The sequence below is a fragment of the Shewanella sp. SW24 genome (genome assembly GCF_025653395.1).
Classification (GTDB): Bacteria; Pseudomonadota; Gammaproteobacteria; order Enterobacterales; family Shewanellaceae; genus Shewanella; species Shewanella oncorhynchi.
The window spans coordinates 294,245-313,056 of record NZ_JAKKSH010000002.1 but is presented as its reverse complement, the minus strand read 5'-3'; the positions used below and the strand labels follow the sequence as shown (position 1 = coordinate 313,056).

10 protein-coding genes, 1 other RNA gene, 1 pseudogene and 1 riboswitch are annotated in these 18,812 nt (G+C 44.8%); of the genes and pseudogenes, 7 read left to right on the top strand and 5 right to left on the bottom strand.

The genetic code is table 11. From position 1 onward, the window contains the following. Positions 1 to 10 precede the first annotated feature (10 nt). Positions 11 to 1,177, bottom strand: coding sequence for an NADH:flavorubredoxin reductase NorW (norW, locus tag L5M17_RS03135; RefSeq protein WP_263145145.1), 1,167 nt, complete (start codon positions 1,175 to 1,177; stop codon positions 11 to 13). Beyond that, positions 1,170 to 2,699 (bottom strand): anaerobic nitric oxide reductase flavorubredoxin, encoded by a 1,530-nt coding sequence (gene norV / locus L5M17_RS03130; RefSeq protein WP_263145143.1) that lies wholly within the window; start codon positions 2,697 to 2,699, stop codon positions 1,170 to 1,172. Before norV ends, norW begins: the two co-directional genes overlap by 8 nt. 226 nt (positions 2,700 to 2,925) lie before the next feature. Here norV and norR point away from each other — a divergent pair, with 226 nt between their 5' ends. After that, positions 2,926 to 4,533 (top strand): nitric oxide reductase transcriptional regulator NorR, encoded by a 1,608-nt coding sequence (gene norR / locus L5M17_RS03125; RefSeq protein ID WP_263145141.1) that lies wholly within the window; start codon positions 2,926 to 2,928, stop codon positions 4,531 to 4,533. Between the two features lie 50 nt (positions 4,534 to 4,583). On the opposite strand, the gene L5M17_RS03120 is transcribed toward norR, so the two are convergent. Further along, the gene (locus tag L5M17_RS03120; protein WP_131524629.1) at positions 4,584 to 5,138 is read right to left on the bottom strand and encodes a TMEM165/GDT1 family protein; all 555 of its coding nucleotides are present in this window, start codon (positions 5,136 to 5,138) and stop codon (positions 4,584 to 4,586) included. Positions 5,139 to 5,548: 410 nt separating this feature from the next. Beyond that, a riboswitch (cyclic di-GMP riboswitch) is annotated at positions 5,549 to 5,648 on the top strand. A 123-nt stretch (positions 5,649 to 5,771) separates the two neighbouring features. On the opposite strand from L5M17_RS03120, the gene gbpA reads away from it, so the two are divergent. From gbpA to L5M17_RS03090, 6 genes and pseudogenes are all read left to right on the top strand, one after another. Further along, positions 5,772 to 7,217, top strand: coding sequence for an N-acetylglucosamine-binding protein GbpA (gbpA, locus tag L5M17_RS03115; protein ID WP_263145137.1), 1,446 nt, complete (start codon positions 5,772 to 5,774; stop codon positions 7,215 to 7,217). A gap of 561 nt (positions 7,218 to 7,778) precedes the next feature. Next, the gene (locus tag L5M17_RS03110; protein ID WP_173248682.1) at positions 7,779 to 8,954 is read left to right on the top strand and encodes an aromatic amino acid transport family protein; all 1,176 of its coding nucleotides are present in this window, start codon (positions 7,779 to 7,781) and stop codon (positions 8,952 to 8,954) included. A gap of 269 nt (positions 8,955 to 9,223) precedes the next feature. Further along, entirely contained in the window at positions 9,224 to 11,380 is a 2,157-nt protein-coding gene (locus tag L5M17_RS03105; RefSeq protein WP_198572959.1) for a S46 family peptidase, read from the top strand. 456 nt (positions 11,381 to 11,836) lie between these two features. Next, positions 11,837 to 12,712: pseudogene (locus L5M17_RS03100) on the top strand (IS110 family transposase); the annotation flags it as partial. Positions 12,713 to 13,377: 665 nt separating this feature from the next. Then, positions 13,378 to 16,098 (top strand): putative bifunctional diguanylate cyclase/phosphodiesterase, encoded by a 2,721-nt coding sequence (locus tag L5M17_RS03095; protein WP_263145134.1) that lies wholly within the window; start codon positions 13,378 to 13,380, stop codon positions 16,096 to 16,098. Between the two features lie 99 nt (positions 16,099 to 16,197). Continuing rightward, on the top strand, positions 16,198 to 17,436 hold the full coding sequence (locus L5M17_RS03090; protein WP_173246050.1) for a DEAD/DEAH box helicase: 1,239 nt from the start codon (positions 16,198 to 16,200) through the stop codon (positions 17,434 to 17,436). A gap of 182 nt (positions 17,437 to 17,618) precedes the next feature. Here the strand turns inward: L5M17_RS03090 and ssrA are convergent. Together ssrA and smpB are read right to left on the bottom strand one after the other, a co-directional pair. Next, positions 17,619 to 17,974: a transfer-messenger RNA gene (gene ssrA, locus L5M17_RS03085) on the bottom strand. Positions 17,975 to 18,045: 71 nt separating this feature from the next. Beyond that, positions 18,046 to 18,537, bottom strand: coding sequence for an SsrA-binding protein SmpB (gene smpB / locus L5M17_RS03080; RefSeq protein WP_006080832.1), 492 nt, complete (start codon positions 18,535 to 18,537; stop codon positions 18,046 to 18,048). Between the last annotated feature and the right edge of the window lie 275 nt (positions 18,538 to 18,812).

Below are 18,812 nucleotides of genomic sequence, written 5' to 3'. Positions count from 1 at the left end.
TAATATGCTCTTAGGCCGCGATGAGTGCCGCGTTAGGGCTATTTAGCTGCTTTAACAATCCAAATGCTTGCTGCATTTTATCCTCGGTTACGATAAATCCTATAAATGTTTCATCCACGTCGAATGCTTTAATACAGCTTCCTTGAGCATCAATATCGACTTGCCAGCGATGGACGCCATTCACTGTTATACCGCTGAGTTGCATAGGTAACAGTGGCGTTTTCACTTTAATGAGCATGGCGGGAAAATTCACTGCTGTCGGTTGGTTCAGTAATGTGTTCGCCAGTGCATTGGCGCTCAGTAACGCAGGTTGCAAATAGGCCCTATTTTGGCCGTTGATTTGGGCGCAATCACCTAGCGCATAAATATGGGCATCGTTGGTTTGTAAGCATTCGTTAACGACGATACCTTTATTGACCTCTAGCCCCGCATGCTGGGCAAGTTGATTGTTAGGGAGAAGTCCCGCTGCACAGATAACCGCATCACAAATAAACCGCTGGTCATTATCTAGGCACACAGAGATACTGCCATCTTGGTGTTGCAGTTGGCTGACTCGGGTTTGCAATTGCACTGTGACGTTATGCTGCGTTAGTACAGCGGTCAGTTTGTGGCTTAACATTTCGGGTAGCATATTCGGCATTAAGCTCGCTTGTGGATCGACCAAAAACACTTGCTTACCCGCAGTTGCTAAGTCCATTGCCAGTTCAACTCCGACCAAACCAGCACCGATAACCAGTACTCTCCTCGCGCCATGGATGTCTGCTTCGCAGGCCTGATACTCCATTAAGCTGTTAACTGTGTGGATGATATCGACGCCATCCCCCTCTATAGGCGGAATAAAGGGTCGTGCACCCGTGGCAAGCACTAATTTTTTGTACGCAATTTCGCGTCCTTGATGGCAACAGACTACCTGACGAACTTTATCTATTTTTATGACTTCACAGTGATTTATTACATCAATTTGTTGCTCATGTGCAAATTCAGTCGCGGTCAATTTTATGAGGTCTGACGCCATTTTTTTAAGGCTAAACACATGGCTTAAATCTGGTTTATGGTATTCGTCACCAGAGTCGGCTGTGATAACTGTAATCGGTTGTTCGCGGTTTAAACGTCGCAGTGTTTTGACTAGCTGATATGCCGCGAATCCACTGCCGATAATGACGATAGGTTTAGACATTAGTCACCTCATTTTTTATGACAGCGAAAACGCTTTTACCTAGGCCACATTCGGGACAGAGGAAGTCTTCGGCCACTTGAGTCCAAGGTGTGCCAGCAATGACATCTTGATTAGGTTCTCCTTTTTCAGGGTCGTAAACCCATTGGCAAACGGTGCAAATCATTGATTGTGTATCATTTGATTCGCACGCTTTTGTTGCAATCGGTGCCGTCACAGGGACGTTATTAGTTGCAGTATTTTCAGCTGTTTGACTGGCCGTGGTGGCTTGGCTAGGTTTTGACATGACTTGATTAATGATAGAGCGACTATTAGCGCTATCAAGGGGCCGCAATGCCCATTCTCGCGCGATTCGCTGGCCGTGCTGACGGCATTCTTGCATCGCATCTCGATCGGGACGCCATTTGACTTTTAATCCCACCGAGGTTTCAAAACCAGCATCCATCAAACGAGTGTGAATTCTATCGACTGCGCCGCCATTCCAGCCATAACTACCAAAAGCTGCCGCCTTTTTATTGCGAAAACGCAGGCCCGTGATTTCTTCAAGCATGGCGGCAATTTTAGGCATCATCACATTATTCATGGTGGATGAGCCGACTAAAATACCTTTTGACCTAAATGCCTGTGCAAGGATTTCGTTTTTATCATGACGTGCGACGTTATACACTTTTACCGCTACATTGGGGTCAACATCATGGATACCTTGAGCAATACCGTCGGCCATCATGCGAGTATTATTGGACATGGAGTCGTAGAAAATCGTGATACGGTCTTCTTGATAAGCGTCGGCCCAAGCTAAATATTGGTGAATAATTTGGGCTGGATTATCACGCCACACAATGCCGTGTGAAGTTGCGATCATATCTACAGGTAAATTAAAGCTTAATACTTCGTGAATTTTAGCCGTTACTAGGCTGCTAAAGGGCGTTAAAATGTTTGAGTAGTACCGTAGGCATTGTTCCATTAATTCATTTTGATCAACCTCATCATTGAATAAATGTTCGTCGCAATAGTGTTGGCCAAAGGCATCGTTACTGAATAAAACCGCATCTTCGGTGAGGTATGTCATCATGCTATCTGGCCAATGCAACATAGGTGCTTCGATAAATATCAGTTGCTTACCATTGCCTATCGCTAAACTATCCCCTGTCTTTACGGTAATGAAATTCCATTCTGGGTGGTGGTGATGTCCTACAATGGAGTCGACCGCATTTTCACTGCAGTAAATTGGAGTGTTAGGAATTTTGGCCATTAATGCAGTCAGGGCGCCTGAGTGGTCTTCCTCTGCATGGTTCATCACAATATAGTCTATGTCGGTTAAATTAATTTCAGCTTCAAGATTTTGTAAGAATTGCTGGCTAAACCGATGATCAACTGTATCAATTAACACGGTTTTTTCTTCACGGATAAGGTAGCTATTGTAGCTTGTGCCTTTAGTTATCTTGTACTCAGTACCATGAAAATCTTGCACTTCCCAATCGCGTTGGCCCACCCAGTGGATATTGTTTTTTACATGAATAGTCATAAATACACCTGTGATAATTAATAATGAATGCGCTACGTAAATCTTGCTTATTTAGTTAAATCTCTTATTGCACTCACTATGCCAATATTTTAAGGTTTTGATTTTTATTGGTATTAGCGTATTTCAACATTTTAAATCACTTGCTGATGTCATAATGACAATTTGATATTAGTCAAATTGACATTACACTATTGTCAATATGACTTTATTTGACTGTGGATGTGCTATGAGTGCCCATGCTGATTTAACTCAGTTAGCCTTAGATTTAACTGTCGGCGTGTCGACGCAAGACAGATTTGAGCGTTTGTTGGCAGTGGTCAGGCGGCGTGTCAATTGTGATGCTGCGGCATTATTGGCATTTCGGGAGCAGCAATTTGTCCCCTTGGCGATAGATGGGCTCTTTGCCGAAGTGTTAGGGCGGCGCTTTCAAATTAGTGAACATCCGAGATTAGAGGCTATCGCCCGTGCTGGCGATGTGGTTCGTTTCCCGGCCGACAGTGAACTTCCCGATCCGTATGATGGTTTAATTTCACATCATAGTGCGAACTTACATGTACATGCTTGCATTGGTTTACCACTAATCGCGAACGATCGCTTAATTGGGGCGCTCACCATTGATGGTTTCAACCCTCATCAGTTTGATGGTTTTAGTGATAGCGAGTTGCGTGTGATCAGCGCACTGGCCGCAGCCAGTCTTAATACTGCGTTATTGATGCAACAGCTAGAATCCCAAGTTGTTGAAGTTTCCAATGGCACTGAGGTGCTCAATCGTCCTGCTAGTCAGCAGGAGATCATAGGACAATCCACACAGATCCAATCGCTAAAGCAGCAGATAAGTGCTGTGGCAGGCACTGATTTATCGGTATTAATTACCGGCGAAACCGGTGTGGGTAAGGAGTTAGTGGCCGCGGCGATACATAATCAATCGACCAGAGCCGATAAATCACTTATCTATTTGAACTGCGCAGCACTGCCGGAGTCCGTCGCCGAAAGCGAGTTATTTGGACATGTAAAAGGGGCATTTACGGGGGCGATCAGTCATAGGCAAGGCAAGTTTGAACTCGCTGACAAGGGGACCTTGTTTTTAGATGAAATCGGGGAGCTTCCTTTGGGGCTGCAAGCTAAGTTATTGAGGGTTTTACAATACGGTGAATTACAGCGAGTTGGCAGTGATAAGAGCCTAAAGGTTAATACTCGGATTATTGCCGCCACTAATCGAATTTTGCACCAAGAGGCAACGGAAGGGCGTTTTCGTTTCGACCTTTACCATAGGTTGAGCGTATTTCCTATCCACGTAGCACCATTAAGAGAGCGTGGGCAAGATATTGTTATGCTGACAGGGTTTTTTCTTGAACGTTGTAAAGCGAAGTTAGGACTCACCCATATCAATATCACACCCGCAGCGCAGCAGTTATTAGAGCAATACACATGGCCGGGTAATGTGCGTGAGCTAGAGCATGCGATACACAGGGCTGCGGTGTTGGCGAAAGCCGAGCTAAAAACGACTTACATCAGCTTAAGTAATAAACATTTTCAGCTCGATTCTTTGATGAATCAAGCACACAGAACAGTCGACGAAGATAGGCCATCAGATGCCGCAACGCCAGCCATTGAATTAGCATTTAGGTCTGAGTCGGCCTATCCTGAGCGACAATCGCAAGATAATTCCAGTGTTATGCTGGGGCTTAAGGCTGCGACTGAGAGATATCAGCGTCAACTTATTCGTCAAGTTTTAGCCGCGAATCAACAAAATTGGGCTGCGTGTGCAAGAATATTGCAAATCGATACAGGTAATTTGCACCGACTTGCAAAACGGTTAGGTTTAAAAGAATAAAATATTGCGTGAAGAGATTTTATTCTGCAGCAAAACCCCTGCCTCGATTCTTAGAAGAACAGTGTTGCTACGCCTAAGAGTGCGAACAATACGGCGCAGCCACGGTGTATCCACAACATAGGCAATTTTTCGGCGCTGAAGTGGCCTGCGATCACTACGGGTACGTTAGCAAGCAGCATGCCTAAGGTTGTGCCAGCAACCACCATAGTTAATGAATCGTATTTTGCGGCTAATACCACAGTTGCGATTTGCGTTTTATCCCCCATTTCGGCGATAAAAAACAGGATAAAGGTGGCGAGAAAGGGACCCATTTTATAGAAACGACTCTCCTCTGCATCGACTTTATCGGGGATTAACACCCAAAGAGCGATTGCAAAGAAGGACGCGGCCACTAAATAACGTGCAAGATCTGGGCTTACCCAGTTAATGGCCCATTGGCCAATCCAAGCTGCGGCAAAATGGTTAAATAATGTCGACAGCAAAATACCTAAAATAATGGCGGTTTTATTTTTAAATCTTGCGGCGAGGATTAGTGCAAGTAATTGAGTTTTATCACCAATTTCGGCGATAGCAACCGTAAAGGTTGAGGCAAGTAGGGCTTCCAAGTGTGATCCTTTAGGGGTGGTTATGACATAAGCACAATAAACCGTCCACCCCTAGGTGCGGTCATTGTGCTCAGGTCTTGCTGGGCAAATCTATGATTTGCTGTGAACACCATGGCATGTTGCCAAGTATGTTGATGTTCACCCTAGATGACGATGGCTCGAAATCCAGTTAGCTACTCCCCCGAAGCGAGGTGGGCATTATACCTAGGTAAGATTTAGTTTCAAGCACGAGTTTATAACAGTCGGTGCTGATAAATCTTTGACAGGTGTCAGAAAAATACCGATTCACATTCTGTAACTCAATGAATATAAATGAATTATTTTTTGACAACGTTGTCTTTTGTTGCTAATTTAGCCAAGTCATTTCTACTTGGTTACATACTGTTAACTCGTAGTGACTCAATGATAACGACTGTATTTGGCAAACTAATTGAAAAGTTAGGACGCAAAGCTTCCGGTCTAAGGTTGTAAATGGATTTTTTAGTGAACTAAGATAGCGGAGTTGCCGCAGAATTCGATTTCTGTGAAAGATAAACGACTGCTGTTTAATGCTGTTGTTTGCCCAAATACCACTTTTATATCTAAGCCTATCATTATGTTTAGGATGATAGGCAATCAATGGAGTGCATTAAAGTGGCAAATCCTACTGTTTTTTCCCCTATTTCTAAATTGAGTTTATTGGCCGCGGCAGTAATGGCGATGAATGCGTTTGTGAGTATCTCTGCGCAGGCGCACGGTTATGTTGTGGCACCTGAATCGCGTTCATATGCCTGTAAAACAGGTAAAAATGCCAATTGTGGTGCGGTGCAATGGGAGCCGCAAAGTGTTGAGGGGCCATCGGGTTTTCCTGAATCAGGTCCTGCTGATGGCAAATTGGCGAGTGCTGGCAATGGTGCTTTTTCACCTTTGGATGAACAAAGTCCGAGCCGTTGGGCAAAGACGGATATTAAAGCGGGCTGGAATAAGTTCAGTTGGCAGTTCACAGCAAATCATGTCACCCGTAATTGGCGTTACTATTTAACTCGCCAAGATTGGAACCCAAACCAAGCTTTGAGCCGAGCGAGCTTTGACTTAGCCCCCTTTTGCGTAGTTGATGGTGGTATGGAACAGCCGCCTAAGTTAGTCACCCATGACTGCTATGTGCCAGAAGGTCGCAGTGGTTATCAAGTGATCTTGGCCGTGTGGGAAGTGGGAGATACGACGAATAGTTTCTACAATGCTATCGATGTGAACTTGGGCTCGGGTCCTGTTGTGCCGAGTGAATGGCAAGATGTGGGGGATATCAATCCGTCACTCGATCTAAAAGCAGGCGATAAAGTGATGACCCGTGTGTTTGACGCCAATGGTGAGCAAGCGGCTAAGCAAACAGTCATAACCATTAGCGATGCGACTCAAGGTGATAAACAAAATTGGCCTTTCCTATTAGCGAGCGCAATTAACGCCCAGCAGTCCCAGTTAAAAGCGGGACAAAAAAATGCATCGGGTGTGATTGAGCCTGTGTATGGCAAAAACGACATTTTTACAGCGAAAAACTCAGGTATTGAGCGTGTCGAAGTCGGATTTGATTTAGCTCCTGCTCCGGGCAACAGCTTAGAAGTCACTTCACTTGCCGACGATTATCAAATTATCGATGGTGCGGCGAAGGTCAGCTTTGATGTAACCAGTAACGCTGAGATGCTAGTGTCAGCGTATTTGTTTAGCCATGATGGCACCGCGTCAGGTTTTGTGAGCCAAACTGTTAACAATACCAGCGCGAGCTTAGTGTTAGACGTCGTTGAGCCTAAAGCTGGGCATTATCATTTGCAGGTAAAAGCTGAGCCTAAACAAGGTGATGTTATTCAGCAGAACTTTGATCTCTTCTTAAAGGATCAAGCTCCTGCACCAGAAGCTGATTTTGTATTCCCAGCAGGCGTGAAAGGTTACGTTGCAGGTACTACAGTGTTACAGCCTAAAAATGGCAAAGTGTATCAATGCAAGCCATTCCCTTATAGCGGCTATTGCGTGCAGTGGTCGGCTTCTGCCACAGGATTTGAGCCAGGTGTTGGCGCTTCTTGGGCTATGGCGTGGACTGAGCTGTAAATTAACTTTTTGAGCTAACCTAGCTTCAAAAAGGTGTCATTGGGCTTAAACATATCCGTGTGTTTAAGCCCTTTTTGTCTGCATCGGATGGAAAAAGACCGGCTTTATTTTGATTCGAGCCTAATACAAGATTACAGGTATTCTCAACAAAGGTAGCGATTTTGTTGGCTTGTTTATTTTCGTTTATCACAGCGCTATTAAGTTGTTACCGTACCGTTTGCTACCCTTCTTTGTTCACAACTGGCTTGCCCACTGGGTTTGGCTCTGTTAATGTCCCAAACTATCTATTTAATCGATGCTTATATCGGTACATTAATTTGGGCTATCACAATTGAAAGTCATGCCATTTTTCAATAATCGATTTAGTTAGCCTCAATGGCTACTGGGTTGAAACATTCAAAAGCTATTGGGGCCAATTGATCTGCTAGGTCGAGATCTGATTGGATGCTTTAAGTGATGTGTCGCTTATTTCGATTTAAGACGCAAGGCTTTATCGGTTCAAATCTTACTCAAATAAAATAATAATTAATTATTGAACAGGACTATTGTGTGAATTCAAAAATGTTAGGCTCGATCGCCATCGTTGCCGGGACGGCCATTGGCGCAGGTATGTTAGCGTTACCTTTAGCCACAGCGGCTTTAGGTATTATCCCTGCTTTAGTGTTACTCGTCGTTATTTGGGGCGTGTCCGCCTATACCTCATTACTTATGCTCGAAATTAACTTACGCACTGGCGTGGGGGATAACGTGCATGCTATTACGGGTAAGTTACTGGGTAAAAAAGGTCAAATAATTCAAGGTGCTTCTTTCCTGAGTTTATTATTTGCCTTGACCGCGGCTTATCTCACCGGCGGTTCTTCGTTATTAGTGCTTAAAGCGAAGAACATGTTCGATATCGTGCTCGATAATCAAGTCGCAGTGTTGTTATTTACACTGGTGCTCGGTGGCTTTGCGGCGCTAGGTGTTGCTTGGGTCGATAAAGTTTCACGTTTCCTATTTTCGTTAATGATTCTATTGCTCGTGGTGGTGGTATTATTTTTATTGCCCGAAGTCAGTATTGCTAGCATGGCAACTGGGGCGATTGCCGAGTCTATGACCAGCAATTGGATGGCGGCAATTCCCGTAGTGTTTACTTCGTTTGGTTTCCACGTCTGTATCGCCACTTTAGTGCGTTATCTCGATGGCGATGCGGTATCACTGCGTAAAGTGTTGTTAATCGGCTCGACGATCCCACTTGCTTGCTATGTTCTGTGGTTATTGGTGACTTTAGGCACTGTCGGCGGATATGAGGTGAATAGTTTTGAAGGTTCACTACCTTCACTCGTCACGGCATTGCAGGATATTGCTCATACACCTTGGATCAGCAAATGTATTTCATTATTCGCTGACTTAGCCTTAGTGACCTCATTCCTGGGTGTGACCTTAAGTTTATATGACTTTATCGCCGAATTAACTCGCGCCAAAGAAACGTTTGCCGGCCGTATTCAAACTTGGTTACTGACCTTTATTCCGCCTGTCTTGTGTGCCTTGTATTTGCCTGAAGGCTTTGTGGCGGTACTGGGATTTGCGGCCGTACCATTGGTCGTGATGATTATCTTCTTGCCCATTGTTATGGCACTGCGTCAACGTCAGTCGCAGCTTGGGGGTTATCAAGTGTCTGGCGGATCTGTTGCGTTAGTCATTGCAGGTTTGTTAGGTGCCGTGATTGTGGGTGCCCAGCTATTTGTTGGGATCTAATTCATTGCGATAGATGAGGGCTTTTTAGCGAATACATCTGGGTAACTTTGATTAAATGTATTTGCTTTGTAAGCGAGTTTTTCAGAGTCTGTTATAGAGAGTGTCGCATGTGATAAAGTCAGGCCCCGGCCTGACTTTTTGCTTTTTAGGTTTTAAAGCGAGTGATGCTGGGTTTTAGCACAGTTATTTAAAATTAAAACAACGCTATTAAAACGAGAAAATGGCCCAGCTTGCGCGTGGCTTCATTCACATAAAACGGACTTAACACAATGAAAAAATGGTTACTCACAGTTGCCGTGGCCGCTAGTTTTGGCGCACAGGCTGACGAAGGTATGTGGCAGCCCCATCAACTGCCTGCAATGGCTGATGAGCTAAAAGCAAAAGGCCTTGAAATTGATGCAAAATCGATTTCTAAACTCACCGAATTCCCGATGAATGCCGTGATAAGCCTTGGCGGTTGCACTGCATCATTTGTATCGCCAAAGGGCCTAGTCGTGACTAACCATCACTGTGCCTATGGGGCAATTCAATACAATTCCACTCCTGAGAAAAATCTGCTGCAGGATGGTTTTTTAGCTAAGACCTTCGCCGATGAATTACCTGCGACCCCTGGCTCACGTGTCTATGTGACTGAAGATGTCACTAATGTCACTGAGCGAGTTAAAAACGGGCTTGAAGGTAAAGTGGGTAGCGCCTTCTATCAAGGCGTTGAAAGCCAAGAGAAAGCCTTAGTTGCTGAATGTGAAAAAGAAGATGGTTACCGTTGCCAAGTGTATAGCTTTCACGGTGGTCTCGAATATTATCTGGTTAAGCAATTGGAAATCCGTGATGTGCGTTTAGTCTATAACCCAGCCGCGAGCGTGGGTAAATACGGCGGCGATGTAGACAACTGGATGTGGCCACGTCACACAGGCGATTTTTCTTTCTACCGTGCTTATGTATCTAAAGCAGGTAAACCAGCAGAATTTAGTGCTGACAACGTGCCTTATGAGCCAAAAAGTTTCTTAAAAGTATCGGCTAAAGGCGTGAGTGAGGGGGATTTTGTGATGGTGGCAGGCTACCCAGGTCGCACCAACAGATATCGCACAGCCACTGAAGTTCAAAATGAGTTTGAGTGGGCTTATCCAGAAGGCAAAATGCTGCGTGAACGCTTTATTGAGATCATTAAAGAAACCGCCCCAGAGGGCAGTGACGAGCGTATTAAGTACGAGAGTCAAATTGCTGGCCTTGCAAATTACGCGAAAAACTTCACTTCTATGATCGAGTTTTACGGCAAATCAACCATGTTGGCTGACCGTAAAGCCCTCGAAGCTAAGCTTGCGGCGTGGATAGCCAAAGACAGCAGTCGTGAAGCGAAATACGGTAAAACCTTAGCGGAATTAGATGCCTTGATTGCCAAAGGCAAAACGCATCAAGAGCGTGACATGATCTTAAGCTACATAGGCAGCACGACTATGTTGCCGACGGCGCGCAGCTTATATCGCCTCGCGAACGAGAAACAACTGCCAGATATGCAGCGTGAACCGGGCTTCCAAGATCGTGATATGACACGTCTAAAAGCCAGCATGGAGCGTATTGACCGTCGTTATGCGCCAAGCGTTGATAAAGCGGTATTGCTCGACATGCTAAAACGCTACGCCGCACTGCCAGAAGATCAGCGCCTACCCGCATTGGATAAAGCCTTTGGTATCGATAAAAAGTTTAGTGAAGCTAAGCTTTCGAAAACCTTAGATAAAATGTACGCCAAAACTGAGTTAGGTAAGAAAGACGTTCGTCTGGCGTGGATGGACAAATCCGTTGCCGATTTTAAAGCCTCTAAAGATCCTTTCATTCAATTCGCTGTCGCTATGTATGACACCGATATGGCCGAAGAAAAGAAAGAAAAAGAATTAGCGGGTGAACTAATGAAGGTGCGTCCGCAATATATGGATGCCATTATTGCCTATAACCTTGAGCAGGGTAAGCCTGTGTATGCCGATGCTAACTCTAGCCTGCGTGTCACAGTTGGCCATGTGAAAGGCTATTCGCCAAAAGACGGTTTAGTGGCCGTGCCATTCACTCGCCTTGAAGGCATAGTGCAAAAGGACACGGGTGTTGACCCATTCGATGCACCGAAGAAAGAGTTAGAGCTGATTAAGCAGAAGCAATATGGTGATTTCTATATGAAATCAATAGATTCTGTACCAGTAAACTTTTTATCAACTTTAGATACTACTGGCGGAAATTCTGGCTCACCGACCTTAAACGGCCGTGCTGAATTAGTGGGCCTATTGTTCGACGGTGTGTATGAAAGCATTATCGGCGGTTGGGCATTTGATAACGAGATTAACCGTTCTATTCATGTCGACAGCCGTTATATGCTGTGGGTAATGAAGTATTTAGATCATGCCGACAATTTATTAGCTGAGATGGAAATCGTTAAGTAATCCATTGCCGCATCAGCAATGGTGCGGCCTATAATGGCATAGTGAATTTGGATTATCAGCATTCAAGTGCGATTTAGTGCTTTAAGAATGCTGAAATAACAAGACAACAAAATAGCGATAAACTCACTGGGTTTATCGCTTTTTTTGTATTCGGAGGTTGGAAAGCGTTTTGTGTAATTTGGTGGTGAGAAAACCATTTTATATAAATTTTTAATTGGTTGGGTTTGAGCTAATTTTGGTGATTCATCGTAACTCGGTTTGCGGCTGGAACATGTTGGTTAGTGCTGGGTAGTCATCTAGTGAGGCCTATAACTTCAGTTATTAGGAGCTTTGCGTTTGCTGATTTCGACTCATACAGGCTTGCCATGGCAGAATGGACCCATCCACTTTTAATCGGCCTCGCAATGGGCCACGATGTAGTCGCTAAAACTCATCAGAAAGAGGACGGGTCCACCTATGAAGATTACTACAATCGGTTTAGATATCGCAAAGTCTGTTTTTCATGCTGTTGGTGTCGATAAAGCAGGCAAGTTAATCAAAAAGAAAATGCTTAGACGCAAAGACTTGCTGCCCTTTGTCGCGAAAATTGAGCCTTGCCTTATCGTTATGGAGGCGTGTGGCGGCGCGAGTTATTGGGCCAGAGAATTTGAGCAATTTGGGCACGTAGTTAAGTTAATTGCCCCGCAGTATGTGGTTCCTTTTAGGCAAGGTAATAAAAATGACTACAACGATGCGCTAGCCATTGCGGAGGCTGCGCAGCGGCCCAACATGCGGTTTGTAAAACCCAAAAGCGTCGAGCAGCAAGATGTGCAACTGCTCCACCGTATGCGCGAACGATTAACTAAACAATCAACAGCCTTAATCAACCAAGTGCGAGGCATGTTAGCAGAATACGGTATTGTCATTACCAAAAGTAAATCGGCTTTTAAAGCCCAGTTACCAGATATTTTGGTCGATGAAGCCAATATGCTGACCATCAAGGGTAAAGCCATCTTTTATCAGTTATATGATGAGGTTATCGACATTGAAAAACGGCTTAAGAGTTGTGACACCCAAGTASTAAACGAAACTCATAACAATTTGATTTRTCAGCGATTACAAACTATTCCTGGTGTTGGGCCTGTCACCGCTACGGCGATTTATGCTGCAGTGGGTGACGGTAAAGACTTTAGCAATGGCCGACATTTTTCAGCTTGGTGTGGCTTAGTACCTAAGCAGCACAGCAGTGGCGGGAAAGATAACCTCCTCGGGATAAGTAAGCGGGGAAACGCCTATTTACGTACGCTATTCATCCACGGCGCCAGAGCGGTGTTGCGACACAGTGGGAGTAAGTATGTTAACGATTAACCAACCAGCAAGTTGCTAAGACACTTGATTTGATGATGAGACAGTCAGACTGATCTACTAAAAACCTTACGAAAACATAGGCTCTGATGAAGCCGCAGGGATGATAAGGACAGTAGAAGCAAATATCCATCAGGGCCAGAGGAATCCCTCAATAACAGGCCGAATATATGGGTGCAATGAACTCTTCTCAAAATTGATATCGAATGTCTTGCAAACCGGATGGGTCCATATATGGTTTTCTCTCGCTAAGAAAGTGCTGAATTATCGGGGGAAGACTTAATTGATTAAGTCTAACTAATTGTTACTCAATAAACTTATCGCGATACTGACACTAAAATTTTGTGCTAAAGTAGCAAATGCAATGTTAGTTGGATTTACCCGTGCAAGCAGTCTGCTGGGTGTGAGTAAGTTAGTGTGAATTTTGATGGTTTGACCTCTACCACCCTAAAAGGTGGATATGATGGAGTAAGTTTTAGATCCAACCTTAGTGCCAATTGAGATGTATTGATTTGATGTTAAACGTAAAATTTTATGAGATTTTACTGCTTGGTTAACGTTTTCCCTCTGTAGCAATATTGGGCATGTGTTTAAGGTCTTACGGTATTCTCGCCATAGGCCGATTGAGCAGTAACGAGATCTGAGTTGGCAAGATGATGATAGATGTACCTATTACGCAGCAACAGCTGGATAACTGGTTGAGTGACTTAAATTTAGTCGCTGAGATATCAAGCAGTAAAGCAATGTTATTAGCATGGAATGCTGCGGGTGAACTTAGCAGCATGTTAAGTTCAGACTCTGCGGCTGAAAGTGAAATACAGGCAATACTCAGCCACCTAAGTGGCAATCATTTGGCTAACCCCCAGCCTGCTATAAGCCAGTCCGTTGCGATGCCGTCAATGGTCACACCATCTGAAATCGTTCCTAATCCCTTTGATATAATTGATAAACCTACTATTTCCCCGCTAAGCAATGCTAAGTTGTACAGCTTGAGCGAGCCGATTTCAGCATTGCCGCGATTAGGCAGTCATCAAATCACGGCTGCATTATCTGTATCACAGCTAACTGAGCAGGTACGTGAGCCTCTGTTAATTATGGATACTCTGCAGCACTCAGATTGGCACACTTGTAGCGCAATCGGCAGCGTGATTTGTTTGTCTCTCGCTTGGCCATCTGGGGCTAATTTTGGCTTTTTATGCTTCTATCATAACAAGGCTCACGGCGTAGATTCAAAAACGCTACAACTCGCTAAGCTTATCAGCGATAGCATTCAACACCAGTTAGGCGAGATATTGAGCCAACATAATGCGGCTGAAACATTAAGCCGAGGTTCACCGAGTCGTGTCGATACGGTCGATTTACAAACTTTTATCGATAGTTTTGACGAACATATTTGGATAAAAAATGCCGCAGGCATTTACACTCTTTGCAATCGTAGTGTTGAGAATGCGTGGGAAATGCCCCGCAGTGAGATTGTTGGTAAATCCGATGTTGAACTCTTTGGTGCTGATATTGCAGAGATTTTTCTAGAGGGTGATAGGCTCGCTATCGAGTCTGGTACGCCTATCATTGTCGCTGAGTGTTTAGATGGCAGTGAAGCTAAAAATCATCTTTGGTTAGAAACGCTAAAACTCCCAACACTCAATGCCAAGGGGGAGCTCGTGGGCGTTATCGGTATGACTCGCAACATCTCCAAGCATAAAGCAGTTGAAGAACAGCTGACACTGGCGACCAATGTGTTTAAAAACTCGGTTGAAGGTGTCGTTGTGACCGATCGGCATGGCAATATTACCGACGTTAACGGTGCATTTTTTGAGATCACAGGTTATGTGAGGGAAGAGTTACTCGGCCAGAATCCTCGGATTTTTAGTTCGGGTCGGCATGATAAAGATTTTTTCGATAAACTCTGGAATACCTTGTTTACTCAAGGTAAATGGAATGGCGAAATTTGGAATCGGCGCAAGAACGGCACGATTTTTCCGCAAAATATCACCATAAGCACTATTTATGATGACGTTGGAGATGTGCGTTATTTTGTCGCTGTGTTTGCCGATATTTCAGCCCAGAAAGAGAATGAAGCGCAACTCACGCACTTAGCGTATTTTGACCCGCTAACGCATTTGCCCAATCGCATGAAGTTCATGATGCAGCTTAAGCAAGAAGTGCGACAAGCTAAGCGGCTGAATTTGCAATTAGCTACTGTGATGATTGATGTCGATCTGTTCAAGCATATCAACGACAGTTTTGGCCACAGTATAGGCGATGAAATGTTGGTCGAGCTTGCCAAGCGTTTACGCAGCCAAGTAGGCGATCAGGATGTGTTATCACGGATTGGTGGCGATGAGTTTGTGGCATTGATTTCAGGGATCGACAATAGTGCCGATGCCGCAGTTGCCATAAATCAATTGCGCCAAGTGTTTGAGCAACCTTTTATTGTGAGCACGGGCGACCACTTACGTTTAACGGCGAGTATGGGCGTTTCTTTGTATCCAAATGATGGAACCGATGCGGACACTTTACTGCGTAACGCCGATGCGGCCATGTATCGCGCCAAAAATGATGGCCGCAATAATTATGCTTTTTATACAGAGTCCTTAACTCAACAGTCTTTTGAGCATCTTAAGCTGCAAAGTGCCCTCTATGGCGCGATTGAGCAAAATGCCTTGTACTTAATGTACCAGCCAAAACTTGATTTAGTGACTCGACAAACCGTGGGATTTGAAGCATTACTGCGTTGGCACGATCCTCAACTGGGTTTGATTTCGCCCGCGATATTTATTCCTGTGGCAGAAAAAATAGGTCTTATCCATGAAATTGGCTTATGGGTGTTAGAAACTGCTTGCCGTCAGGGAATGCGCTGGCTTAGTGAAGGCAAACACTTTGGCCGCATTGCCGTGAACGTGGCAGGACAACAGTTACAGCGCAGTTCCTTTGTGGATGATGTGAAACGTGTCTTAGCTGAAACGGGTTTGCCCGCAAAGCATTTAGAGCTTGAAGTGACCGAAAGTGTGATGATGCAGAATCCTGATCTTGCTATCCGTGACTTAAAGCGACTTGGCGATCTGGGTATCGAATTATCGGTTGATGATTTTGGTACTGGCTATTCATCGCTCAACTATTTGAAAAAACTGCCTATTCATAAATTGAAAATTGATCAATCTTTTGTGCGGGACATTCCCTTCGATACCAACAATACCGCTATCGCTAAGGCTGTGATTGCGCTTGGACATGCGTTGAAGCTGGAAATTATCGCCGAAGGGGTTGAAACTAAAGAGCAAGCTGATTTTCTGCAACAAAACCAGTGCGATCAAGCCCAAGGTTATCTTTTTAGTCGTCCGCAACTAGCTGCAGATCTCGACGCATTTTTATCGTAAAACAAGTTTGCATATAACAATAGGACTAACGCTATGTCGCTAGTCGCTTAGGGTTGTGTCTGCTAAAATTCTGGCCATTATTTTCAGTGGTTAACCGCAATGTCTTTTAGTGCCTTACCCTTAAACTCCACGTTAGTGAATACCTTAGCGGCTCTTGGCTATGAATCGCCAACGCCTATCCAGTTAGAAGCGATCCCTGCCATCTTAGCTAAACGTGATGTTATGGCTGGCGCCCAAACGGGTACAGGCAAAACCGCTGCGTTCGCCTTGCCTATCTTGCATCATTTGATGACACTCAGCCCTACGCAAGAGTTAACGGCTGTGAGACCCATACGCGCATTAGTCTTAGTGCCTACACGTGAGCTGGCTGTGCAGGTGCAGCAGAGTTTTGTTAAGTACGCTAAAGGGACTGATATTCGTATCGGCATCGCCTACGGCGGCGTGAGTATCGATGCGCAGGTTGCCGTGTTTAATGCAGGGATTGATGTGTTAATCGCAACACCGGGCCGCTTACTTGACCACCTTAGGCAAGGTGCATTAAATCTTAAGCAATTGAGTGTGCTTGTTTTCGATGAAGCTGACCGTATGCTCGACATGGGGTTTATGGATGAAATTCAAGCCGTGCTCAAGCAAGTACCGAGTGACAGACAAACCCTGTTATTTTCTGCCACTTTAGATGCCGCTATCTTCAGCTTAAGTAAAGCTTTACTGCGCGATCCCAAGTTGATTGAAGTTGCCAAGCGCAACACGACCGCTGCCGAAATTGAACAAGTGGTTTATGCCGTCGACGCCGACCGTAAAACCGAACTCGTCAGCCATCTGGTACGCAGTAAAAACTGGCATCAAGTGCTGATTTTTAACCGCACCAAGCAAGGTGTCGATAAACTGGTTCAGCAGCTCAATAAAGCCGATATTATTACTCAGGCGTTTCACGGTGACTTGTCCCAAGGCGCGCGCGAGAAAGTTTTGCAGGAATTTAAACAAGGTAAGATTCAAGTGCTAGTGGCAACGGATGTCGCCGCCAGAGGCTTAGATATCGTCGAGCTAAAATATGTGATCAACTTTGAGCTACCCTTTATTGCCGAAGATTATATTCATCGTATTGGTCGCACAGGTCGAGCGGGTAGTGCAGGGCTTGCCATCACCCTCTTTAGTCAAGAGGACGCCCTATTATTGGAAGAAGTTGAAGTTGTGCTCGACAAGCGTCTACCACAACAATGGTTACTAGGCTTCGAACCCGACTTTAATAAGATGGATACTGAACCTAGACGTAACGGCAAAGCGGCTCAGAAGCAAAGAGCGAAGAAACGGGCTTTGGGTGGAAAGGGGAAAAGGTAGGTTTTTAGGTGCGGCGTCTGAATGGCTGAATCTAATAGAGATTAGATCAAGTGACATGATTCATTTATTGATGCCAGTTCAGTTCCCGCCGCCGCATTTGAATCGATAGCTCGAAATAAGTAATCGCATGAAAGTTCAAACAAAAAGGGCTTAACCTTACGGTTAAGCCCTTCTGGTAAAATTGGTGGAGGCGGCGGGACTTGAACCCGCGTCCAGAACACCTACATCCAAGGCACTACATGCTTAGTCTCTCTTTTAATTAACCCGAATAAACTCCGAAAGACAGGATTTCATCGGGCGAGTCCGGTACTATTTCGCGGTTCACCCCCGGACGGAGTTCCCTCGCTATCAAATGTAAGATGACCATCTGCATACACCGCCCATTTGAGAGACCTGTGTCAGATGGCTAGCTAGCCTAAGCTGCTAGAGCGTAGTTATCGTCGTTTGCAACTATAACTGTGCGGCTTTTTACGAGGCCAACCGCCCCTCGGCATGCTCCCAGGGTTTCGTGAATCCTGTCGAATCCAGAATCGCCCCCAAGAATTTGATTGTAACCCGTAGCACTATGATCACCTAGCATCATTTGCTTCAAGTTCAATCGTTTGTTCATTATCCGTGCGTTTTTTCTTTTTTCATCACGCGGGCTTTTTCAACTTCCCATTCACGCGCTTTAGTATCTTCGCGCTTATCGTGATCTTTCTTACCTTTACCTAGGCCAATTTCCACTTTCACCCATGCACCTTTACGCCAGTACATTGAGATAGGAATAATAGAGTAGCCTTGGCGCTCAACTAAGCCAGCTAGTTTATCTAGCTCTTTACGGCTGAGTAGCAGCTTTTTCAAGCGTAGGGGATCGCAGACAACGTGTGTCGATGCCGTATTCAAGGGAATAATGGTGCAACCATGCATAAAGGCTTCGCCATTTTTCAGGAATACGTAACAGTCGGACAAGTTGACCTTACCCATACGGATAGATTTCACTTCCCATCCCATAAGGGATAGGCCGGCTTCCATTTTCTCTTCGAAACGGTATTCGAAGGTTGCGCGCTTATTACGTGCGATAGTCGCAGGCGCGGCTTTGCTTGAATTTTTCTTTACCATAGTGGCGCCATTATACGCACGGTGATTCAATTTGGTATTGATATAAGGTTTTATTTAGTTAATTTCAAGCCTCTATCGTGTTGTTGCTTGTTTTTTGAACGCCATTAAGGGGTTGAGTATCAGCTTAAGTGCACAAGGGGTGCGTTTTTTACGTATCGTGATAAAATCCGTGCAAATTTTGATTGCTTGCCTAAGTTGTTTATTGCACGTGCGTTATTTTCGTGCGTTTGAGTTTGCTTAGGTCGCTGTGAATACGTTAGTGAAGAGTACTAAGT